The organism is Demequina flava, from assembly GCF_000975035.1.
Taxonomy (GTDB): Bacteria; Actinomycetota; Actinomycetes; order Actinomycetales; family Demequinaceae; genus Demequina; species Demequina flava.
On the sequence record NZ_BBRA01000001.1, the window covers coordinates 1,236,893 to 1,259,460 of the forward strand.

Consider the following 22,568-nt stretch of genomic DNA (forward strand, 5'->3'; position numbering starts at 1 on the left):
AGAAACGGAGCGTGCAATGGGGCACAGAAGATTAGTGGCATTACTTGGGTCTCTCATTCTCATATTGGCGGTGAGTTCACCCGCTTCCGCGAGTACGGTTTACCATTTGTGTCCGAATGGCGATACGGGAGTGAGCGGATCGACGCAGGGTGATGCGCAGATCACCTATTTGACAGGAGCAGGATACGGATCCTGTGGAACCCTCGGCCTACGCGTCAATTACACCCACGTTGGGGGATCGACGTGGACCGGGTGGAAGTACAGCGCCTACATGGGCGACTTTGTCTCGACGAACGTGGGCAGTTCCGCATACACCTCTCAACACAGTGCATCGGTGGGAGATCTCTTCTTCCAGTCGTATCGATAGTGCAAGGGGGTATCCAGTGCGACTTCACGTGCGCGGACTTCTTGCCGTCGCGGTTCTATCCATCGGAGGCTGTTCGGCCTCTGGCAACTCTGGCGTACCGCTTGACGGGACGAACGGAGCATTGACGGGGCTTGATGTCTCCGGCGCGTCGCAAGCACAAGAGGCCGAGATAAGTGACGGCAAAGTATCTGAAGACGAGTATCGGTCGGCATTTCAGCGCTACCGGGATTGCCTGAGCTCAGCAGGTTATGAACTGAAGGACGTTGTGTTCAGTAACTTGGTCTACGAGTACGGAGTGCCGAACGCTGCGGTCGAGAACGGTATCGACACCGAATGCTATTCGACCGAACTCCGTTTCACAGACATGCTGTGGCAGAGTTCTGACGCAGTTCAGAATGAATCGTCGTCTGCGCAGGTTTTGCGTGACTGCTTGGAGAATCACGGTATTGAGCCCGCCGAGGGAATGCGAGAAATGGAAGAGCAGTTGGTTTCTTCGGGTATTGAACTTTCTCAGTGCCTGGGCTGAGCTACATGTGTGTCGTTCTGTGAGATGTGTCTAGGTGAGTTGGATGTCGACCCGATCGATTGGCGACCGCTACACCGGCTTGAGGTCGTCTTTGCGACTAGTGCCATTGGTTGCGTTGTGGGTAACGCCTATTGTCGCGCTCGCGATCGCAATTCCATTGGCGGGCGAGCGCGAATCGGATAGTGTCGCGCCCGACTTGCCAGATGTCGTCACCGTGGGGAGTTTTTCTTCGGATGGCCGGGTCGCGGTAGACATCGCGGTAGACAGCCAGGAGTCCGTGCAGGTGTGGAGCCCAGTGACTGGTGTGCTCACGGGTGTGGGCGCTTTAGGGGCCCCGGTGTTTGCTGGCACTGAACTGTTCGCTGTTGATGGAGTGCCGGTACTGGCGCAGCCAGGTAGTTCGCCTATGTATCGGGAGTTGCGCCTTGGCGACGAAGGGCCAGATGTTCGCGTGCTAAGTGCGTTCCTGAAGGCGACTGAACTGCTGAACGAGGACGCTCTTGACGATGAGTTTGGTCCTGAGCACCACGACGCAGTTGTAGCACTCCAAGAGATGCTCGGGACCGAGGTCGACGGCGTGTTCCGCCCGAGTTACGTGGCGTATGTACCGGAGGCAGGTGCCGAACTTGGTGAGCCGCTCGCCGCGGTGGGGACGACCGTCTCAGTGGGGGAGGCTGTCCTGGACGTCGCCTTCCGCCCAGAATCGATGCACTTTATCGCGAGTGGTAGCGGCGCCAGTCTCGCGAACCTCGAGGATGAGCCACTTGTGCTGGAAATAGGTGACTATGGGATCGCAGTCTCGGACCTCGACCCAACGAAAGATGAAGCTGAGTCGCTTTACGTCGAGCTCAGGGAGGCTGTCGAATCCGGTGATCTCCGTCTCCGCCCAGGCGAGCAGGAAGCGGGTAGTCAAGTCGAGGTTTTCGAGGGCGGGGTGCTTCGGCTCGCCGATCCTCGCGCCACGGGCGTCGTGCCCGGCACCGCGGTCTACGTGGCACCTGCGGGGACCTATTGCCTGTTCCAGCGCGAGACGGCCAGTGCATCATGGATGCCAGTCGAGTTGGCCGATCCGCGCCCGGAGGCAGGCGCGTTGGGCACTGTGAGTGTGCCTAAGGAACTCGTCGGCGCGCGCGTCGCCCGTGATCCGCAAAGCCTCGGCGAAGACGTCGTTTCCGGGTGCCGATGAATGCCGTTCATGTCGAGGTGACCGACGCGGGCGTGACGTTCGGGGACGAGTGTGTATTCAGGGACTTCACAGCTCGCTTCCCTGGCGGACGAATCACCGCGCTCGTTGGACCGTCCGGTAGTGGCAAGTCAACACTCCTGGCTATTCTTGCAGGCTACGCGCGGTTGACCACAGGTCGGGTTGCGATGCAGTCCGTTGTGGACGGCACGCGTGCCCTTCCTGATGCCTCGCGCGTTGCGTGGGTTCCACAGGGATCAAACGCACTCGGTCGTCGCAGTGTTATCGACAATGTGGCAGTAGCTGCGTTGAGTTCAGGCTTAGCACTGCGCGAGGCTCACGCGCAGGCCAAGCAAGCGCTAGACACCGTGGGCCTGGGCGCGCTTGCCGACGCCCAAGCACGCTCACTGTCAGGCGGGGAACTCCAGCGTGTGGCATTCGCACGAGCACTAGCTTCGAGGAAGGGGCTCATTCTGGCGGATGAGCCTTCGGCCAACCTCGACGCAGGCAATACGGAAGTGATATCGGGACTACTGAGAGGACTTACCGCGGATGCCACCATCGTGGTGGCGACGCACGACCCTCTTCTCATCGACTCGGCTGAGTTCGTGGTGGGCATGAGGCGGGGTGCAACGCGTGTCGACTGACGGTTGGCAGTTGGGTTTGCTCGCGCGCGAAGCACTGCGCAACGTGTGTGGTGTAGGTTCGCGCCTATTCGTAGTGCTGGCCGTCGCAGTGCTCGCGGGCGCGGGATCGAGCGCGTACATCGCGTATGAAACAAGCGTGATGCGCGATGACATTCAAGCCCTTGCGGCTGAAGGTAGAAACGTACTTGTTTTCTCTTCCCAAAGTAGTGACGCTCCGACAAGCATCACACGCGAATCTTGCGAAGGGTTGGTTGGCCAGAGAGGCGTCCGGCGAGCCGGGCTTCTTGAGCCCGATGTAGAGACGGATGTCTTCCCGGTGGGTCGGCGCCTTCCCACGCAGAGAAGTAGTGCTGCCCTTCTACCGGAACTTGCGAGTGCGGATCTGCTCATCGGTAGAAATCTGATGGAACCCGCCACGGAACCTTTCGCTGTGAGTGTGGGCGAGGACCGCGCGCTCGCTGTGTTTGCGGGTGCGCATCCTGGGGACTTGGGCACAGCGTCCACTGTGACGCTTCCGCTTCGGCACAGCGACATCGCGGGCGAGCAGTGCGTCGTGATTCTCAGCGCGTTTTCGGACGCAGCACGCGCATCGGCAGTGGCGATGGCGGAACTAGAGGTCAGCAACAACCCTGCAATTGGCCGAGAGTTACTGACGGCTACGAGCAACCCTGCCAGCGAGTATGCGGATCGCGCCACGCGGTGGCTGCCCCTCTTGCTGGGCGGGTTCGGCGGGGCGCTCACCGCCATCATTGCGCGCCTGCGGTCCAGTGAGATTGCTGTCTACCGAATGTCTGGTAGTTCTCCGAGCTCGGTCTTGACGCTCTTGTCGATCGAAGCGCTCTTGGTCGCGGGCGTTGCTTCGCTAGGCGCGACCTGTGCTGCAATCGTGCTTGCGAAGTACTATATCGACCCCTCAGTTCCTGTTCTATGGGGTATCGCTCTTGCGGGAGTGTGGGCGCTGCTTGCGGTAGCGGGTTCGCTGGATCTAGCCCTTCGAAGTCCGAGCACCCTCGCGAAGGATAGGTGAATGACCCTGACGCCGACCCCGAGGCCATTGTTCACTGCGGTCTCCGTGCACGTAGTTGTCGGCGGACCGCGCAACCGCATCAGTTCAGCCGCTATGCCACGAAGGCGTGGGTTGGCTCATAGCAGTGTGTCGAGGGCCGGATGGAGTCAGGCGCCGACGTGTCAGTTGAGCAGCGCCCGGATCGCGGCGGCCGCACGGGCCGGGGCCTCGGAGTCCGTGTCGAGGAAGAGGCTGGGTTCCGTGAGCTCCAGCTCGAGTACGACGGGCCCGTTGTCCGTGGGCAGGAGGTCGACCCGGGCGTATGTGAGGCCGGGCATGGTCGCGACGACCCGGTCCGCGAGCTCTCGCTCGGCGTCCGTGGCGGTGCAGGCGGAGATCTCCTCCTCAGCGAACAGTCCCGTGGAGTTGGTTTGCTCTTTCGACAGGATCGCGGCCTTGCGCGCCGCGTGCGAGAACTGTCCATTGAGATAAATCATCGCGGTCTCACCCACGGTGTCGACCTGCTCGAGGTAGGGCTGCACCATCGCCACGAGACCGTCCTCATGAAGCGCCGCCACGTGGGCAAGGGCTCCGTCGGGGTCGTCGTGGAACAGGCGCGCGCCCGCCGAGCCCGCACCCACAGCCGGCTTGACGACAACCGCCCCGGTGACCGGAGCATCGGCCGGGCTCTCTCCCGGGGCAACAAAGGTGGTCGGGACAGTCGCGATGTCACGCGCGGCGAGGTCGCGCAGGTAGCGCTTGTCGGTGTTCCACAGAATGGTCGCGAGCGGATTGGCGAGCACCGTGACGGCGTCGACTCGCGCGGCCCAGGCGTGGAAATCCTGAAGGTGTGCGGTGTAGTTCCAGGTGCTCCGCAGAACCACGGCACCGTATGCCGACCAGTCCACGGCGGGGTCATCCCACGCCACACGGTCTGCCTCGGGAAGCTGGGCGATCAGGGCGCTCTCGTCGGCATCCGGTTCGGGGAGCTCGACGGTTGTAGCGAGGGCAATACGAGCGGTCATGGGGCGAGGGTACCTGTGCCCTGCGTGTGACTCGCGCGGATAGCTGGAATGGATCGCACCTCCGTGCCAGAGGCCAAGTCACTGAGCGAACGGCGGTCGCCTCGCACCATCGCGCAGGCCGCATCGGCCATGACCATGAGCGGACCCGCGACGGTCGGCGACACGATCATCGGAACCCACCTCACCAAGGCTCGCACCCACACGGCCCACCCGGGCGGCCTGGTGGTCACGGCATCGGCCCTCACCGGCGCGATGTACATCACGGCCTGGCCCGCGGAAGCCTTGTCTCGCCGCATCGCGGGGATGATCAAGCCCATGACGACACCGGCCGTGATGCGCGCCGCCCACGTCAGGCCGTCGCTCGCGGGCGTGCGACTTGGGTCGCCGCCAAATAACACGTCCCACGCGACGACTGCGGCCAGTTCTGCTCCGCTCAGGACGACGAAGCCCACCACCAGGTCGATGCCGACGCCAATGATGCGGCGCATGTATCCCGGCGGGTTCAGATCGGGATCGCGCGGAGGGCGCGTGAAGGAGAAGACCGCGCCCACGACCGCGGAGATGATGACGCCGATGAGCGCGCCGGTGGTGTTGGCGGCGATGTCGTCAACGTCGAAGCGGCGGTAGGGGCACGGGTAGATGCCGAAGAAGCCGGTGCCCTGCGACAGCTCAATGAGCCCCGACACCATGAATGACGATGCGACCACGGCGATGCCCGGCCAGCGCGCCGCCTGATGGAGGAAGAATCCAAACGGCATGAACAGGGCCACGTTCGCCATGACCTGCAAGAAGGTGAAGGAGGTGAGCGCGGCGCGAGTGCCCTCGGCTGCGCGGATCTGCTGCACGTCGGACACGGAATGACCGATGTCCCATTGCCACGATTCGATCCCGCCGGTGCTGCACAGCAGGTCCGCCTCGGTGGGCAGCGGAAAGACCGTGAACGCCGCGAGCGCGACGGCGGAGGCGATTAACCCGGCGGCGGCGAACAACGGCCACCCGCGCAGGCGCCCGTAGCGACGCACTGTGCTGGCCAGCAGCGGGATCGTCGCAAGCGGAATGAGCGCGGCCGTGGCAAAGACGGTCAGCATCGCGCTCGAGTAGTACAGGTTCACACCGGTCAGCCTAGGTGGGTTACCTGTGAAGAGGGCCGATGCTACGGCTGGGATCCAGGGTGGGTGGCGGCGGGAGCGGCCGGAATGATCCGGCATCGGCGCCTCGGGGGGAGGGTCGGGAGGCGCCGATGCTCGGAAGTGTGGCGGCTCGGGCGACCTAGTCCCCGGATGATCACCCGAGCCACTTCTTTGTCGGTGACCTCTGCGTCACCTGACGACACTTGAAGACTATGGCGCGGTGGGGCCCGAAACCTGGGCCCTTGGTCCCCTATCAGGGGTGATGTGCATCACACATTGGGCGGGACCGGCGGAGTGTCCACCCAGCCCTCCGCTGCGTGCATGCTCGGCGGATCCGCGTCCTCCGTGGGTGCACCCTTGCGTTCGGTGCCCTTGCGAACAATGGGCGCGGTGATGAGTGCGATGCCGAACATCGCTATCGCGGCACCCGCTGCGAGGAACAGGCCCGCCTGTGCGTCGATGTGGTCGACGAGGTAGCCGCCTGCCCACGCGCCAAAGCTCACGCCAACGCCCTGGCCAATGCGCAGCCAGCCCATGCCTTCGGTGATCTGGTCGCGGCGCACCACGCGCTGGACGACCGTGTCGCAATTGGTCAGGGTGGGTGCGATCGCGACACCTGCGAAGAAGCCAATCGCCCCCAGCATGAGGAGATTCACCGAGAGGGTGAGGACGCTCATGCCCAGAGCGAGCATCGCGGTTCCGATGATGAGGCGCTTCCACAGCGGAGTCTTCCAGTGGCGGGTGCCGTAGTAGAGCCCGCCGGCGAACGATCCAAATGCGAGCACTCCGAGTGCGAGTCCAGACCAGCCCTTGTGGCCCATCTCCTCGGAGAACGCGACGATCGAGATGTCGAGCGCGCCGAACATGATGCCGAGCCCCAGTGCGACGAAGGTGACGGCGATGATGGCCGGCGGGATCTTGAGGCCGAGGCTCGCGCCGCTGTGCACGGGGCGTGGCGGCGGTTCGGTTGAACGCTGGGAGAGGAGGAACGCCAGTCCGATGAGCATCGCGGAGGTCGACACGACGATGCCGGCGCCGGACCACACGGTCGTGGCGAGGATCGTGGCAAGGGCGGGGCCAGAGATGAACAACACCTCGTCCAGCGCGCCCTCGAGCGCGAACGCGGTGTGAATGTCCTCATCCGAGTCGAGCATGTGCGACCAGCGTGCGCGCGTCAGAGATCCCAGTGGTCCCTGGAACGACGCGAGAATCACCGCGATCCACAGCACCCATTCGGGTTCGCCGTTCATCGCCGCCCACACGCCGAGCGTCGCACCCACCGTGTGCGCCATCGCCAACGGAATCATGGCTGCACGCTGGCCGAACTTGTCCGCGAGTCTGCTGGTCGGCACGGTCTGTAGCGCCCAGCACAGGATGCCAATCGCGGCGACGCGGCCGGCCATCTCGTAGGAGTCGTACTCGATTTGCACCATGAGGATGAACGAAATGTTGAACATCGACATGGGCAGGCGCGACAACAAGCCTGCAAAGGCGAAGGCCTTGGCGCCGGGGCGGCTCAGAATTGAGCGGTAGGGATCGAGCACACTCGCCATGCTCTCACCTGGCAGGACCGGCCGCTTGCCAGTTAGCGGGGTGCGGGAGGCTCTTCCGGAGTGGCCGCGGTGGCGCTAAGCATTCCCGGCCCTGACGCATCCGGGTCCGTGGTGGGATCCGGTAGTGCATTGCGTCGGGAGGCCCGGCGGTCCTGGATGACAAGTGCGGTCGCGCCGCCAATGATGATTGCGAAGCCGGCGATCACTGCGACCCACGTGAGAATCGTGCCCCACGGAATTGACCCTTGGGCGTCTGCGACGATGCGGATCTCAGGTGTCGTGGCAAGGTCCGCGATGCCGAGCGAGACCGTGTTGCCGGAGATCTCTCCAGCGGTGGCTTCGCGGACGGGTCCGGGGAACGTGAAGGTGGCGTGCACGTCGACTGCGGACTCCACGAGCTCGAGTTGGCTAGGCCCCACCGCTAAGAGTGCAAGCGCGTCATCGCTGGACTGGGTGACTGACACGATGTACATGCCGTCGACGAGTTCCACGGAAGCGCTGGCCCCGACTGTCCCCAGGACCTCATCCGAGGCCTCCGCGAATGCGTCGATCGGCATATCTGTCAGCGTGAGTTCGAGGCCTTCGAGTTCGCCGTCGTCGTAATCGGCCAGCTCGATCTGACCTGGGTACTCCTCTTGCAGAGCGAGGAACTCCGGCGACTCATCCAGTCCCTCGACGACTGAGTCGACATCGAAGCCGAGCCTCTCCGTCAGGTCATCGGCGACAGAGTCTTCATAGGCGACCACCGCACGCTGCGAGAAGGTCTCATCCTCGCCGAACGTGGTGTCCGCGGTGGCTTTGACGCACCCCGTGAGGGCTACTGCGACGGCCACCGCACCGACCACGCGGGCGAGGGTGCGAACGGACCTCGTCACTTGTCTCGGGGTTCCTCGGGGCTGTCGGGCGCGTCGTCGGCATCGTTCGCGTTCTCGGCGCCGGGCGTGTCCGTGCCTTCCGCGTCGGTGCTTGCCTCATCGCTGTTCGCCACCGGCTCGACGTCCGCGAGGGGCTCAGTGAGCTCCGGAGTGGGTGCCACGGGCGCGACCTCAACTGGCTCGCTTTCAGCGCTCGTATCGGGAGTGAACTGCGTGCTCGCTAGGTCAGCGGGTGCGGGGATGATCGGCTGGCCGGGTGCGGCGCCGACGGCAGGCTGCTCTGTCCCAGTCTCATCGGTGACTGGTGCGCCCTCGGTGACCGCAGCATCGGCCCCATCCGACTTCTTGCCGCGCAAGGTGAGCCACAACACAATGCCAACCAGCACTCCAAGGGCGAGACCCACGACGGCGATGATCCATACGGGGAACGATGCGTCCTTCTGTGCCGAACCGCGCGCGTAGACGGGCTCGTCCATTTCGAAGAGGTTCCACGTGACCGTGGTGCCCTCGAGCGTGCCGTTGCTCTCGTGGACCGTGCCGGGGAAGGTCACGGACATGGTGGCCTCTGCCGTCTCGGGCAGCTGCGAGAGGTCGGTGCCTTCGTTGAAGGGTGCATCACTTTCGACGACGTAGTCATCTTCGTCGCGGTAGATCTGCATGCCGTCGGTCGTGGCACCAAACTCTTCAAGCGGCTGGTTTTCGAAGGAGGTCTTCTGGCCGATGTAGCCGTCAGCGTTATATTCCTCGACCGTCCCGCCAGGGAAGTCCGACTCCGTGTCGGCGAACATTTGCTCGGCCAACTCTTCATCACTGAGCCCGAGCGATTCGCCCGTGCCCTCTTCGACGGCCATGAGCACTGAGCCGCTCATGGTGTCGTCTGGATTGAGGGTCAGGTCCATGTCGATCTTCATGCAGCCGGCAAGCGCCAGCACGGAAACGATCGACAGCGCGAGCGCGCGGGCAGTGGTCTTCATAGGTCAAGCCAACCACAGGGTGAGGACAATCGCTGGACCGCTTCATACAGGTAGGGAGTTGCTCACGACGATTGTGTATTCATTGGCGGCTCCGACAATGGGATCTGCCACGTACGTGACCCGCTTGCGGATGTCGGCTACCGTGTGGAGAGATCCGTGTGCGCACGCGCACTGGACAATTTGAGTGGGGTGCAGTTGTAGTGGTGGGGATGCGTAAGACTCTGGCGACGGCGCTAGTTGGTCTGATGGCCACGACTGGTGTCGTGACGATGGCAACAACTGCGGCAGCGGACCCCGAGCCCGCCAACGTGTCCTTGGTGAAGACTGGTCCAACCGACCCCGTTGTTCCCGGGGAGACGTTCAACTACACGATCACCGTCCAGTGCTCGTACCCCGTGCTGAACTCCGGCTGTTTCGACGCTCAGGTGGTAGACGTCGTCCCCGCACCGTTCGAAGTTGCTGGCGACCCCATCGTGACATCGACGGGCAACAGCATCACCGCGAGCCACGACACGGGCGCGAATAGCGCCACGGTTGAGTTCATGACCGATTTTACCAGCGCCGATGGCGGATCCGGCATGCTTGGCGGCACCACCGCAACCATCAGCATTCCGGTTACGGTGCCCGATGACGTGAGCTTCGACGACGCCGAGACTCCCATCACGAACACCGCGACGATCTTCGCAAGCAACCCCGACACCTCGGATGCCTCGGGCAGCGCCGATGTCACCATTGAGGTGCCGCTGGAACTCGATACCTCGACGACGAAGTCGTTTGATCCAGCCGAGGACATCGCCACCCCCGGGACTGAGACAACGATCAGTATCGACTCGACCAACAATTCCAACGGTGGCGCCGAGAGCATGGTCGTGTCCGACCCCGTGGACCCGTCCGCATCGCCGAACCCCTTCGACTCACTTCAACTCAGTTCCATCACCTTGACGGACATTCCGGCGGGTGCGGATACCGCACAGGTTGAGGTGTACGTGAATGGGGCCTGGGTGCCAGTGGGATCGGCAATCGATGTGTCCGGTGGTGGGCCCATCACCGTCGACCTGACCGGCGTGACTGCCGAGGACGTACGTGGCGTTCGCGTCACCTACTCGGACGACGGCACTGCGCCGCTGATTGCCGCAGACGCCACGAGCAGCATCGACGTTGGTGTCACGCAGCGGGACCTCGGCGATGTCGACGGCGATGTCGTCGTGGCCAATGATGCAAGCACGGAAGTAAACCGCGATGACGACTCCGCCTCCTCAACGGGCGATGCCGACTACACGATCCACACCAACGTTCCCGAGGTCGCGGCTGACAAGTCCTTCGACCCCAACCAGGTGCTTCACGGAGACAGTTCCACAGCGACGATCAGCGCCGGCGTGTCGGGTGACCTTCCGGTTGAATCGCTGACGGTGACCGAGCCCAGCAATGGTGACTTCTCGGCGGCGATGAGCTTCGAGAGCATCGGGGCGGTGACGTGGCCGGCTGGGGCGGATGAGGCCTCCATTACCTACACAACCACTAACGGCACCGAGGGCGCGTTCTCCTTTGCCGATGGGGCGATTCCCCAAGCGCCAAGCGACCCGGATGCCGTTTTGTCGTTTGAGATCGTCTTTACCGATACCGACGGCTCCGGCATCACCTCAGACTCGGACGCGTCCTTCAGCTTCGACGTAGGTACTGACCCCGAGGACACCGCTGCTCAGACTCCCTTGGTGAACGAGGCGACCGTCGAGGGTGAAACCGAACAAGGTGCCACGGACACGGCTACCGATGACGACACGCTCTTCGCGTATGACAAGCACCTTGACCCAACTGCGGGCAAGTCCATCGCGCCATCGCAGATTCTCGGTCGGGACGGAGAGTGGGCGGTGCTTGAACTCTCCGGCGGCACCGCGCCCGCGCCTGTTGATGGCAACACCGATGACCCCTACTCGTCGACGAATGCGGACGAGATCGTGGTCCAGGATCCCGCTCCGGTTCCCGGTTCGGGCTCCGATGCGCCAGACCCCAACGACGAGTTCTGGACCTACTTTCATCCTTCAGAAATCACCAACGTCTCGGTTCCAGCCGATGCTTCACTCACTATCGAGTATTGGGACGGCACCCAATGGGTCGAGTTGGCAGGTCCGTTCCAAGGTCCGCAGACCGTCAACGTACCGATTGACGGTGATCCAGCACCCGAAGACGTCGGTGGTCTGAGGTTCAACTACGAATACACAGGCACGGACCCCGATGGGGGCTTCCCCCCGGGAACGACGGTCCAGCCAAATGTCGTGATGAACTTCGATCCGTCGAACGTTGACCCTGCCGATTGGCCGCTCACGATCGAGAACTGTTCCGGAGCCGCTGCGTCAACAGACGAGGGTGTGGAGTCAGGCGACTCTGACCCCGCGTGCGCGGAGATTGAGGTCCTCGAACCGAACACAGGCGGCGGCCCGTCGATCACGAAGAACATCGCGCAAGAGACCATCCCGGCACGCTCGCACGATCGCGCGAATGTCAACCTGCACTGGTCAACCGGTGGCGAGTCCGGTGTCGAGAGTTTCACCCTGACGGACGAGTCTGACCCGCCCGGTGCGCTCACCGGCTCGTTCTACGATGCCTTTGATCTCGTTGCGATTGGCGAGATCACGACGACCAACGATCCCCTCATTGCATACGATGCCGTTGACGCCGTGCTGATCCACAACGGCACTGACTGGGTTGTTCCGCAAAACTCGCCGTGTGGCGACCTCGAAGACAACGGCGCGCATGAGGACGATTGTGCAGGAGGGATGGACCGCATCAACCTCACCGCAGCGGAGCGGGCGACCACGGTTGGCGTGCAGATTGTCTTCGTCGAGTACACCGACGCTCGAGGCGCTGCCGACGCTCCTCCTATCGGATCCGGAGTCGCCCGGTCGATCGATCCGCGCCCCGTCTCCCTGGTCTTTGAGCTCCGTGACTGGACTCGCTCCACGTATGTGGACGCCGACAACCCCGGTGACCCCGTGACCGGATACGACCTGTACAACACCGCGGACGCCGGAATCGTCAGGAACAGCGCCACGGGCGTGGCTGACTACATCGACACTTCAATCCCTGATGCGGAGTCGTCGAACAGCGACATCATCGACATCCTTGATGTCGATCTCGGTGTGACAGGTTCGAAGACGTGGGACGGCGGCCCTGTCGGCATCCCGCCTGAGAACACGGACCTCACGGCGTACCCGAAGACGCGCATCACGCTGTCGGCTACGAACGACTCCGGTGAGGCCTTTGTTGACTCGATGACTATCGAGGACATCCCGGTGCACCCTGCCGCGGACGATTCCGAGATCCTCATGGGCGATGTGTTCAACATCCTCGCGATTGACCAGGTGACCTGGCCCGCGGGCGCCACCGAGGCAGAGGTCGTGAGGTACGACATCGACGGTGACCCGATCGACGTGGTTTTTGGAACCGTCTTAGACCCACTCGTTATCTATCCAGATGACGTCCCATCGTGGACCGCTACGGACCTCGCGAACACGACGGGCTTTTCAATCACGTTCAAGGGACGGATCGAGCCGCAGGCCGTGGGCGGTATTTCCGCGTTGCTTCAACTGCGTGAGACGGACCGTTTCCGCAACGACCAGGCTCTCGCTGACAACGAACAGTTCTACAACGGAGCTACTGCCAACAACGACGGCGTCGTTTCCGTCGAAGACGCTGCGCGAAACCCCGCGACCGAGGACACTCCCACAGAGGCCGTCGAGGATGATGTCCTGCTCGAGACATTCGATATCGGCATCGTCGTAGACAAGACATTCGGTGCCAATGCCACGGACCAGGGACCGGAATACACCGAGACCGAGCCTGCGCGCGAAGAGTTCCTCATGACGTTGAGTGCGCAACCGACGTTGGGAGCGCGCCCCAACTCGATGACTGTGATCGATGTGGATCCCAGCTTCTGGAATGCGTACGAGTTCGTGCGCTTTGACGACAGCTTCTCTCTTGAGCAGCCCATCGAACAGGTCCAGGTCTACGCCTGCTCTGGCACTACCTTCACGGGTGCGCTAAACGGTGCCCTGACGTCCGGTGGGTGTGACGCTGATGCGCTCCTCGCAGACGCATTCGCAGCAGGCCCGGCTGGCGCGACACCGGAACTGCCGGCTGGCCTTGCCCCCACCGACGTCCAAGGACTCGCACTGGTCTTCTCCTCGACAGATGCGTGGGAAGACCCGTGGAATCCCCTTCAAGAGATTCCGATAGTCGTGCAACGCCGCGAAACCATGTTGACGGGCGACGCGCCACCGACGGACCTCGATGGGAATCTGCCGGCGCCTGCCGAAAATGGCCCAGAAGCGGCCGCAGGCCACTGGGAGAACACCGTCGAGGGCACTATCGCCGCGGCGATCACGTCAGGCGGACAGGTCACGGAAGATGCGGACCCCACGACGGCCGACGTGATCTACGCTCACTCGTTGACATCTGTGGCCGTGGAAAAGTCGCCCCATGACTCGGCTCTTGCAGCTGCTGGCGTGACCGAGTTCAGCCTCACTTTTATCAATGACGGCGACACTCCGATCTTCAATCCGGTGTTCACCGACACGCTTCCAGTCGACGGCGATGGTGATCCGATTCTGCTGATCAACCCGTTGCCGGAGACGAACGGAGAGAGCCCCTACTCATTCACCTTGGATTCCTCTGCGGGGGACCCACTTCCGGCTCCATGGACCGAGCTTCCGGTCTCGACCGATGACGGACTCGTGATCGTTGAAGACCCGGAGGGAGCTCCTACTGAGATCACGTTTAGCTTCCCTGACGGGAGCGCACTTTCCGTGGGCGAGAGCTACACGATCACGATTTCCATGGTGACTCAGGCTGGCTACCCGGCCAACACGAACTTCACCAACACCGCCACTGTCGAGGGCGACAGGCCAATCGACACCTGTAACTCCACGGATACCGGCGGCACGGCGACAGAGTGCTCGACCGATGCCACCAACTCCGTTGCCTCAGGCGGCGCGATTCGTTCTGGCAAGTTCGTGAAGGCTGATGACGACTCCCTGGGTGTCATTTCTACTGTTGCCGGCACGGAGTGTGCCCCGGGAACGGGAACTCTGACCGCTGGCTTTTATGGACCGCCGTGTGCTCCGCTGACGGCCCCAGGAGACTACGAGACGTGGCGATTGGTGCTCCAGAACTCGGGCAACGTGCCGCTGAGTCAGTTGGTCGCGATCGACCGCCTTCCGACCCCTGGTGACACGACGGTGGTGGGCGACTTGGACCGCGGCTCGCAGTGGACGCCGATCTTGACCGACCCCGAGCTCTCGAGCCAGTGGCTCGAGGCAGATGGGACTCCCGTGACTGTGTCCGGAGCGAGTATCGAGGTGTTCGCAACGACGGATGCGGATATTTGCGACGACGACCTCACCCCCGGTGGTGTGACCTGTCTGCCGGCCGACTGGCAGCCTGTCGCGGACTTTGGCGGAGACTACTCGTCGGTGACCGCACTCAAGGTGGTTGCTACGTTCCCTGAGGACAACCCGATGCTGCCAACGCAGGTGGTGTCTGTCGATGCGCAGTCCATAACACCCGCGTACCCGGAGACCGCCGGGGTGGAGAACCCCATCGCGTACAACTCGGTCGCCACCGGCGCCACGACGGCAGAGGACAACCCTCAAGACATCGTTCCCACAGAAGGCAACAAGGTGGGTATCGCGCTCGCCACGGGCCCAATGTCTTTCGTGAAGGAAACCACGGGCGATGGCGCGGATCAGTACGCCCCTGAGACCTTCGAGGTCACGGTGGTGTGCACCTCGCTCGGCGAGGAGATCTACCGCGACACGGTCACGGTCTCGGCGAACACCCCGTACGAGGTCGACAACCTTCCGGTTGGCTCGGAATGCACGATGGAAGAGGGCAACAACGGTCAGTGGACGTCGATGGCGGACACGGCAGTTGTGGTTCCAGAATCTGAGGCGAGTAGCAACGGAAGCCCTGTCGTGACCTTGACGAATGACTACCCTCTGGCGTCGCTTGATGTCAGCAAGTTCGTCATCGGTACACAGGGAGGTGGTCAGGCAGACCCCAGCGATGCTGGGCCGTTCGGCATGTTCGTTTCCTGCTTTGCCTTCGACGGCACTCCTGTGCAGGCAGACGATGACGGAACGGCGACGCCTATGGTGTTCTTCCTGCGGCACGACGAGACTAAGACCTTGACCGGGCTGCCCGCAGGCGCGACGTGCAACGTTCAGGAGTGGGCAACGGCGAGTGCTGCCGCCACCGATGTCTCTTGGGAGACGGACCTTGTTGCTGAGATGTCGGCAAGCGGGACGGAGACTGACGACTTTGTTCTGACTCCCGACGCGGCGCAGGGCGAGACCACCAACAGTGTTGAGTTCACAAACCAGTACGAAATGGGCTCGCTCTTGCTCACGAAGCAGGTTGAGGGTCCGGGCGCAGACGAGCACACGGCTGGCCCCTTTGAATTCCATGTCGTCTGTGTCTACCCCAGGACGGGCCAGCCTGACGTTGTGACCTTTGACGGTGACGTGACACTCTCCGGAGATCCGCTTGAAGCAACTATTCCGGCGATTCCGGTGGGCTCCGTGTGTGACATTGAGGAGACCGGCACCGGCGGCGCGGACATAATCTGGATTGATGGCCAAATGACCACGACGGCGGAGGTGACCGTCACGACTGCTGACACACCGGTCGAGGTGGTGGCGCTTAACCGCTTCGAGACTCCAACGGAGTTGGTCGTCGAGAAGATTGTCGACGGACCCATCCTGAACCCCGAGGGAGATGTCCCGGACATCGCGCCGGTTACGGTAGATGTGGTGTGTACCTACGCCGAGGGCACGCCATTCGAGCGTGAGATCACGGCGGCGGAGTTTGCTGACGGTGACCCGATGGAGTTCGAGTTGGCGCATGGCGAGACCATGACCCTCACGGAGCTACCCACGGGCACAGAGTGTGTGGTGACGGAGACGGATCAGGCAGGCGCTTCGTCCACTACGGTCATTGCGCAGCCCGCCCATTCGCAGCCAGGGCCTGCGGCCGACGGCACCGAGACGTCGATCACGCTGAACGACGCCGGTTTGTTCTCGAAGAACGAGGTGACCTTCACCAACATCTACCCGGTGGGCTCGCTTGATCTCACCAAGGAACTGACAGGTGACGGCGCGGTGGAGCGCGGCGATGGACCGTTCGTGTTGCACGTTCAGTGCTACTCGGACGCATACGGCGTCGTCAGCTACGAGGGCGATGTCACGCTGGGAGGTGATGAGCCGCTGACTGCGACCATCACCAACATCCTCGCGCCGTCGACCTGTGAGGTGACGGAGACCGAGGACGGTGGCGCCGACTCAGTGTTCTTCACCCCGGGCACGCCCGATGTGAAGTCTGCGACCGTCGACATCGTCGAGGACGGCGACCAAGCAGCCGCAACTGTCACCGTCGAGAACCACTTCGAGGCGTTCGCGTCCATCGATGTGACTAAGACGGTTGATCCGGTTGTGACGGATGCCGACGGCAACGTGCCTGATCTTGGCCCCTACTTGGTGTGGGTGCGATGCACCTACGACGAGGGTGGTCCAGACGAGCACACTGTGTACGCCGACGGCCACGGCCCCCTGCGTCCCATGGTGGCGTTGCTCAACGACGGTGAGTCCGTGAGTTTCACGGACATCCCCGCTACCTCGACGTGCACGGTGACAGAGGTCGATACGGCCGATGCTGCGGGCACCTTGGTGACGACGGCAACAGCCGATGTCGTGGAGACCACCGCAGATGGCGTCGCGGGGACGGTAGTCCTGACGACGGACAACCCCGACACGACGAACATGGTGGGCTTCACCAACGTCTACGACGTGGGCTCGCTTGACCTCGTCAAGGAGCTCGTCGGCGACGGCGTGGATGACGCGAGCGGTCCGTATGTCTTCGACGTGCTGTGCACGTGGGAGCGTGAGGACCGCGATCCCGTCGTCACATGGGACGGCACTCTCACGCTCAGCGAAGAAGCTGGCATGACCGCGACCATTGACGGTATCGCCGCCGGATCTGAGTGCCTCGTCACGGAGACCGACAACGGTGGAGCCGACGACACGCGTCTGACGCCCGCTGGCGACGCCGACAACGAGGCACGGGTCACGATCGCTGCGGCCTCGTCGGTCACGGTGACGGCCTACAACCAGTTCGACGCACCGCCGGTGCTGCCGATTACTGGTTACGAGAGCTGGTGGGCGGCTGTCACCGCGCTCGCCGTGCTTCTCGCTGGTGTGTTCCTCGTGCTGATCGCCCGCCGCCGGCGCAGCTGAGTGGCGGTTCACGTCAACGCTTCATTGCGACAACGACCGCGGCCCCCAAGCTTCACGCTTGGGGGCCGCGGTCGTTCCACGTGGAACCAGGCTTAGTTGTCGAGGGCCTCCGACACGACCTTGGTGGCCGCGTCCTTGACCTGCTCGAGGTGCTCTGCGGACACAAAGGACTCCGCGTAGATCTTGTAGACGTCTTCGGTCCCTGAGGGGCGAGCGGCGAACCAGGCGTCGGCCGTGGTGACCTTGAGCCCGCCGATGGCCGCGCCGTTGCCCGGAGCCTCGGTCAACTTGCCGGTAATCTCCTGGCCCGCCAGTTCGGTGGCACGCACCTGCTTGGGGGAGAGGTTCTTCAACGTCTCCTTCTGCGCCTTCGTGGCGGTGGCATCGAGGCGGGCGTACCAACTCTGACCCTGATCCTCGACTAGACCTGCATGGATCTGGGATGGGGTCTTGCCTGTGGTGCCCAGCATCTCGGATGCGAGCAGACACATGATGAGCCCGTCCTTGTCGGTGGTCCACACGCGGCCATCGTGAGTGAGGAAGGACGCGCCAGCCGACTCCTCGCCACCAAAGGTGACATCTCCACTGAGCAGCCCTGGCACAAACCACTTGAATCCCACTGGGACCTCTTCGACCTGCTTGCCCAGGCTCTTCGCCACCCTCTCGATGAGCGAACTGGAGACGAGCGTCTTGCCAATCCGAGCATCGGCCGGCCACTGTGGACGGGCGCCGCCGTGAAGGTAACTGATCGCGGCTGCCAGGTAGTGATTGGGGTTCATGAGGGAACCGTCGCGCGTCACGATGCCGTGGCGGTCGGCGTCTGCGTCATTGCCGGTAGCGATGTCATAGGGAGCGTCGCCACCGTCCATGAGGGTGCGCAAGCTGGCCATCGCGTAGGGCGAACTGCAGTCCATGCGGATCTTGCCGTCCCAGTCCAGCGTCATGAAGCTCCACCGCGGGTCGACGTTGGGGTTGACGACTGTGAGGTCGAGGCGGTGCTCCTCAGCAATTGCGCCCCAGTACTCGACAGCAGCCCCACCGAGGGGATCAGCGCCGATGCGCACGCCACCATCGCGGATCGCGTCCAGGTTGAGGACGGACGGTAGTTCGGCGACGTAAGCCGCCATGAAGTCGTAGGGCTGCACGCACGTGGCGCGCTTGGCACGCTCGTACGGGACGCGCTTGACGTGCTTCCATGCGCCGCCTGTCAGGATCTCGTTCGCCCGTGCCGCGATCCAGCTCGTGGCGTCAGAACCGGCAGGGCCGCCGTGGGGCGGGTTGTACTTGAACCCGCCGTCGCGAGGGGGGTTGTGGGAGGGCGTGACGACGATGCCGTCGGCCAGTCCCGCACCAGACGTGCGTAGCCCCGTGGGAGATGCGGCGCCGTTGGCGACCAGGATCGCGCGGCTCACGGCGGGGGTGGGCGTGAAGCCGCCCCGAGCATCGACCCGGGTATCGATTTCCGCCGCGGCAAGCACCTCGATCGCGGTCTCCATCGCGGGACCTGACAGGGCGTGCGTGTCGATGCCAAGGAAGAGTGGGCCATCGGTGCCTTGTGAGGCGCGGTATTCCACAATCGCGGCCGTGGTGGCCACAATGTGCGCCTCGTTGAACGCCGTGTCAGCGGCACTGCCGCGGTGACCGGACGTGCCGAACACCACGCGCTGCTCGGCGATCTGTGGATCCGGAACTCGGTCGTAGTAGTCGCCGAGCAAGGAGTCGACGTCGATGAGATCCTGGGACTGGGCGGGTGTGCCTGCGCGCTCATGCATAGGCCCACTCTTCCACCACTGTCGCTGTCGTGACAACGGGAGGAGCGCGCCAGTCACATGCTGTTCACGGAATCACCAAGTTTCGACAAAACCCGCCGGTGTCGGCGCTAGGCTTGTGCTGTGGCTGATCACGTAGCGAGCGAGGGGTCGCCGTCGCCTGAGGACGGTGCGCGTCCCGAGCCTGCCAGCACACCTGCCAAGACGGACGCCCCGACTAAGGGAACCCGAGCATCGGCCCCATCAAAGGGCACCGGCACTCGCACGCGTCGTATTAAGCGTCCACCGCGTTCCCGGCGCATAGCCGTGCAAGCGCCCGAAGACCTCCATGTCGCCGCCGCCCTGATCGTCGCGCACAACCGCGCCCGCCGCATCGCGGCCACCGTGAGAGCTGCCCGCGCAATTCCAGGCGTGGACCTCGTGCTGGTCGTCGACGATGCGTCAACGGACAACACTCAGGAACTTGCGCGGAAGGCTGGCGCCGTCGTTGTCCGGCACTCTCACTTCCGCGGGCGGACCGCCTCGATCGAAACTGGTGCATCGGTGATTGCCATGCGTGACGAGGCTGGCGCGAAGCCGCGCTCCATCCTTCTTCTTCCTGGATCTATCGGTCACCACGCGGTAGGTGCCGCTCCGCTGGTCGCAGCAGTCACCGAGCAGGTCGCTGACCTCGCGGTGGCTCGGGCAGAAGGCGAGCCGCGCGTCGAGGGCGCTTCGTCGAAGGCGGCCCGCCGCGCTGTTCATCAGGCCACGAACTGGACTCCGGAAGAGCCGCTCGCGCCCATCCGGTGCCTCACCCGCGAGGCGCTTGAGGCCTCGATCCCGCTGGCGCGCGGATCCGGTCTCGAGGTCGGCATGATCCTCGATGTTTTGAAGGCAGGGCTCACGGTCACGGAAGTGGAGTGCGCCCTTGGGCATGTGCCGCGGTCCGCAACCCAAGGTGGCGGACGCGCCAAACTCACCAGGTATCGTGACGTGATGGTGGCGATCAATGCGCGCCGGGTCCGCGACTCGGTTGGCGGTGTGGGCCGGCGAGCTAAGCGCCAGTCTTCCTCCAGCGCGGACGCACCCACGGCCGGCACCGACGCCGCTCCATCTCAACCGAAGGACGATCAGTGACTTCAGCCCCCAGGTACGCATATCTGGGTCCCGCAGGAACCTTCACCGAGGCAGCGCTTCGCGCCATGGTGGACCCCAGCGAGGCCGAGTACGTTCCATGCGTGGACGTGGTCAGTGCGCTGGGCGCGGTCCGGTCGGGCGACGTCGACTACGCGGTCGTCGCAATCGAGAACACCGTTGAGGGCGGCGTCACCGCCACACTCGACACCCTCGCTCACGGCGAGGCGCTCATGATCATGGGCGAGGTCGTGCTGCCAATTGCCTTCGAGCTGTTGGTGCGGCCCGGCACAGAACTCGACGACATCACCGGGGTTTCCGCGCACTCACACGCGTGGGCGCAGGTGCGCCGCTGGGCGCATGCGACGCTGCCCTCAGCGCAGTTCATCCCGTCGACGTCCAACGCGGCCGCTGCCCAAGCGCTCGCGGATATCGATGTTCCCTTGGAGACCCTCGGCTTCAACGCGGCGTTGGCGCCCCCAGGAACGGGGGAGGCGCTCGGGCTCGCCGTTATCGCTGACCACGTCGCGGACAACGTCTCCGCAGCGACGCGCTTCGTCAAAGTCGGGCGTGCTGGCGCTACCGGGGAGCCCACGGGCGCAGATAAGACCACCCTCGTGGTGCACTTGCCGGAAGACAGCTCCGGCGCGTTGCTGGAAATGCTCGAGCAGTTCGCGGTGCGCGGGGTGAATCTGTCGCGTATCGAGTCGCGCCCCATCGGCGACCGGCCGGGTGAGTACTCGTTCTCGATTGACGCTCTGGGACACATTCGCGAGGCACGTGTGGCGGAGGCCCTGATTGGCCTCAAGCGCACCTGTCCTGTGGTGCGGTTCCTGGGGTCGTACCCCAAGGTCGACGGCGATGTGACGCCGGTGAGCGTTGGCACGGGCGAGGAAGCGTTCGAGCAGGCCCGCAACTGGGTCGAAGGACTGCGAAACGGAACGGCTTAGCGGGCCGGGTCAGTCGACCGGGATACGCACCGTGAGCGATGCGGGCTCGACGTGCCCGCGGATGCGAATCGCCATTCCGAGTGACTCGCCGTCCACCTGGACGCGCTGCGGTATTTCCATCTCCACACTGACGCTCTTGGCACGCGCGTGGTCGATGCGCGAGGTCCGCCACGCGTGCAGCACTTCGGTCTGCTTGATGCCGGCGCCTTGAGCCACGACGGATCCAAACAACTCGGTCCAACCCACGAGCCCGCCGCGCGCGTCCAGAGTTGCGATGTCGAGTTCACCATCGGTGATGGACGCGTTCGGGATGAGTTGGAGGCCACCGGGCAAGCGACCCGCGTTGGCCATCAGAACGGTCCGCATTTCCGTGGTCACGGGCTCGTCGTCGTTGATGGCGACGGATGCCTTCATGCGCTTGTCGCCCAGGTGCTCGACGGCGGCAAAGAAGTAGGCGAGCCAGCCCACGCGCTTTTTCAACGTCGCGTCCGCCCCTGCGACCATCTCGGCGTCGATGCCGGCCCCAGCCATGACAAGGAACATGTGGCGACCGTCTTCGCCGTGCCCCGGAAAGGCCCGCTCAACGTCCATGTACCCGACGTCGACACGCTCGTTGTGGCCCTCGAGAACCGTGCGCAGTTGAGCGGACGTGTCGCCAAGGGGCAGGTCGAGGTTGCGGGCAAAGAGATTGCCCGTGCCCATGGGAACAATCCCCATCGCGACGTTGGACCCCACGAGCGCGTCCGCGACGGCCCGGACGGTGCCATCGCCGCCCACGGCGACCACGACATCGGCCCCCTGCGCCATCGCGGCCTTCGCTTGACCGGTTCCCGGATCCTCAATGGTGGTCTGCAGCCACAGCGGCTCGGGCAGGTAGCGCTCCGAGCACGCGCGCATGACGCGTTCGCGCAGATCGTGTACGCCCGTTTTTGAGGGATTCACGACGAAGGCGACGACTTGGCGCTCTCGCCCCTCGAGCGCGCCGGCGTGCTCTGCCGCGGCCGCCGAGATGGGCTTGATGCGCAGCACGCTACGCCAAAACGGCGGCACCGATAGCGGGTCGCGGCTGCCGATCCGGCGCACGACGGAGACGGCCAAGGTCAGTGCAGCGATTGCGATTACGAGCGCAAGCGCACCGAGTGAAATTGACCAAGCCATGACA

Annotated in this window: 14 protein-coding genes; 7 read left to right on the forward strand and 7 right to left on the reverse strand. The window is 63.8% G+C overall.

Translation table 11 applies throughout. The annotated features are described in order from the left end of the window. Positions 1 to 395: 395 nt before the first annotated feature. The 4 genes from AOP74_RS12145 to AOP74_RS05770 all read left to right on the forward strand — a co-directional run bounded on the left by AOP74_RS12145 (position 396) and on the right by AOP74_RS05770 (position 3,750). Positions 396 to 893, forward strand: a complete 498-nt coding sequence (locus tag AOP74_RS12145; RefSeq protein ID WP_160297459.1) for a hypothetical protein — start codon at positions 396 to 398, stop codon at positions 891 to 893. 43 nt (positions 894 to 936) lie between these two features. After that, positions 937 to 2,079, forward strand: a complete 1,143-nt coding sequence (locus AOP74_RS05760; RefSeq protein WP_061961373.1) for a peptidoglycan-binding domain-containing protein — start codon at positions 937 to 939, stop codon at positions 2,077 to 2,079. Then, the gene (locus AOP74_RS05765) at positions 2,076 to 2,723 is read left to right on the forward strand and encodes an ATP-binding cassette domain-containing protein (protein ID WP_061961374.1); all 648 of its coding nucleotides are present in this window, start codon (positions 2,076 to 2,078) and stop codon (positions 2,721 to 2,723) included. Before AOP74_RS05760 ends, AOP74_RS05765 begins: the two co-directional genes overlap by 4 nt. Before the next feature lie 403 nt (positions 2,724 to 3,126). After that, the gene (locus tag AOP74_RS05770; RefSeq protein ID WP_061961375.1) at positions 3,127 to 3,750 is read left to right on the forward strand and encodes a hypothetical protein; all 624 of its coding nucleotides are present in this window, start codon (positions 3,127 to 3,129) and stop codon (positions 3,748 to 3,750) included. A gap of 161 nt (positions 3,751 to 3,911) precedes the next feature. Here AOP74_RS05770 and AOP74_RS05775 read toward each other — a convergent pair whose 3' ends face one another. From AOP74_RS05775 to AOP74_RS05795, 5 genes are all read right to left on the reverse strand, one after another. Next, the gene (locus AOP74_RS05775; protein WP_061961376.1) at positions 3,912 to 4,754 is read right to left on the reverse strand and encodes an ATP-grasp domain-containing protein; all 843 of its coding nucleotides are present in this window, start codon (positions 4,752 to 4,754) and stop codon (positions 3,912 to 3,914) included. Further along, on the reverse strand, positions 4,751 to 5,866 hold the full coding sequence (locus tag AOP74_RS05780) for a VanZ family protein (protein WP_061961377.1): 1,116 nt from the start codon (positions 5,864 to 5,866) through the stop codon (positions 4,751 to 4,753). The genes AOP74_RS05775 and AOP74_RS05780 overlap by 4 nt, the downstream gene beginning before the upstream one ends. 287 nt (positions 5,867 to 6,153) lie before the next feature. Then, positions 6,154 to 7,437 (reverse strand): MFS transporter, encoded by a 1,284-nt coding sequence (locus tag AOP74_RS05785; RefSeq protein WP_061961378.1) that lies wholly within the window; start codon positions 7,435 to 7,437, stop codon positions 6,154 to 6,156. Between the two features lie 32 nt (positions 7,438 to 7,469). Then, a complete protein-coding gene (locus AOP74_RS05790) occupies positions 7,470 to 8,312 on the reverse strand; it encodes an LppM family (lipo)protein (protein ID WP_061961379.1) in 843 nt (280 codons plus the stop codon). Then, complete coding sequence (locus tag AOP74_RS05795; RefSeq protein ID WP_061961380.1) at positions 8,309 to 9,286, reverse strand: LppM family (lipo)protein; 978 nt, start codon at positions 9,284 to 9,286, stop codon at positions 8,309 to 8,311. Before AOP74_RS05795 ends, AOP74_RS05790 begins: the two co-directional genes overlap by 4 nt. A gap of 209 nt (positions 9,287 to 9,495) precedes the next feature. Here AOP74_RS05795 and AOP74_RS05800 point away from each other — a divergent pair, with 209 nt between their 5' ends. Beyond that, the gene (locus tag AOP74_RS05800) at positions 9,496 to 17,571 is read left to right on the forward strand and encodes a DUF5979 domain-containing protein (RefSeq protein WP_152649190.1); all 8,076 of its coding nucleotides are present in this window, start codon (positions 9,496 to 9,498) and stop codon (positions 17,569 to 17,571) included. Positions 17,572 to 17,663: 92 nt separating this feature from the next. Here AOP74_RS05800 and pgm read toward each other — a convergent pair whose 3' ends face one another. Continuing rightward, complete coding sequence (gene pgm / locus AOP74_RS05805) at positions 17,664 to 19,343, reverse strand: phosphoglucomutase (alpha-D-glucose-1,6-bisphosphate-dependent) (protein WP_061961382.1); 1,680 nt, start codon at positions 19,341 to 19,343, stop codon at positions 17,664 to 17,666. 120 nt (positions 19,344 to 19,463) lie between these two features. Here pgm and AOP74_RS05810 point away from each other — a divergent pair, with 120 nt between their 5' ends. Further along, on the forward strand, positions 19,464 to 20,459 hold the full coding sequence (locus AOP74_RS05810) for a glycosyltransferase family 2 protein (RefSeq protein ID WP_082096028.1): 996 nt from the start codon (positions 19,464 to 19,466) through the stop codon (positions 20,457 to 20,459). Next, complete coding sequence (gene pheA / locus AOP74_RS05815) at positions 20,456 to 21,406, forward strand: prephenate dehydratase (protein WP_061961383.1); 951 nt, start codon at positions 20,456 to 20,458, stop codon at positions 21,404 to 21,406. The genes AOP74_RS05810 and pheA overlap by 4 nt, the downstream gene beginning before the upstream one ends. A 9-nt stretch (positions 21,407 to 21,415) precedes the next feature. Here pheA and AOP74_RS05820 read toward each other — a convergent pair whose 3' ends face one another. Then, positions 21,416 to 22,564 (reverse strand): diacylglycerol/lipid kinase family protein, encoded by a 1,149-nt coding sequence (locus AOP74_RS05820; RefSeq protein ID WP_061961384.1) that lies wholly within the window; start codon positions 22,562 to 22,564, stop codon positions 21,416 to 21,418. Positions 22,565 to 22,568: the final 4 nt, after the last annotated feature.

Bases quoted from the DNA above. Each gene is read 5' to 3' on its own strand.
- pgm (WP_061961382.1), bottom strand. From the start codon at position 19,343: ATGCATGAGCGCGCAGGCACACCCGCCCAGTCCCAGGATCTCATCGAC.
- AOP74_RS05765 (WP_061961374.1), top strand. From the start codon at position 2,076: ATGAATGCCGTTCATGTCGAGGTGACCGACGCGGGCGTGACGTTCGGG.
- AOP74_RS05800 (WP_152649190.1), top strand. From the start codon at position 9,496: ATGCGTAAGACTCTGGCGACGGCGCTAGTTGGTCTGATGGCCACGACT.
- AOP74_RS05775 (WP_061961376.1), bottom strand. From the start codon at position 4,754: ATGACCGCTCGTATTGCCCTCGCTACAACCGTCGAGCTCCCCGAACCG.
- AOP74_RS05770 (WP_061961375.1), top strand. From the start codon at position 3,127: ATGGAACCCGCCACGGAACCTTTCGCTGTGAGTGTGGGCGAGGACCGC.
- AOP74_RS05820 (WP_061961384.1), bottom strand. From the start codon at position 22,564: ATGGCTTGGTCAATTTCACTCGGTGCGCTTGCGCTCGTAATCGCAATC.
- AOP74_RS05785 (WP_061961378.1), bottom strand. From the start codon at position 7,437: ATGGCGAGTGTGCTCGATCCCTACCGCTCAATTCTGAGCCGCCCCGGC.
- AOP74_RS05760 (WP_061961373.1), top strand. From the start codon at position 937: ATGTCGACCCGATCGATTGGCGACCGCTACACCGGCTTGAGGTCGTCT.
- AOP74_RS05795 (WP_061961380.1), bottom strand. From the start codon at position 9,286: ATGAAGACCACTGCCCGCGCGCTCGCGCTGTCGATCGTTTCCGTGCTG.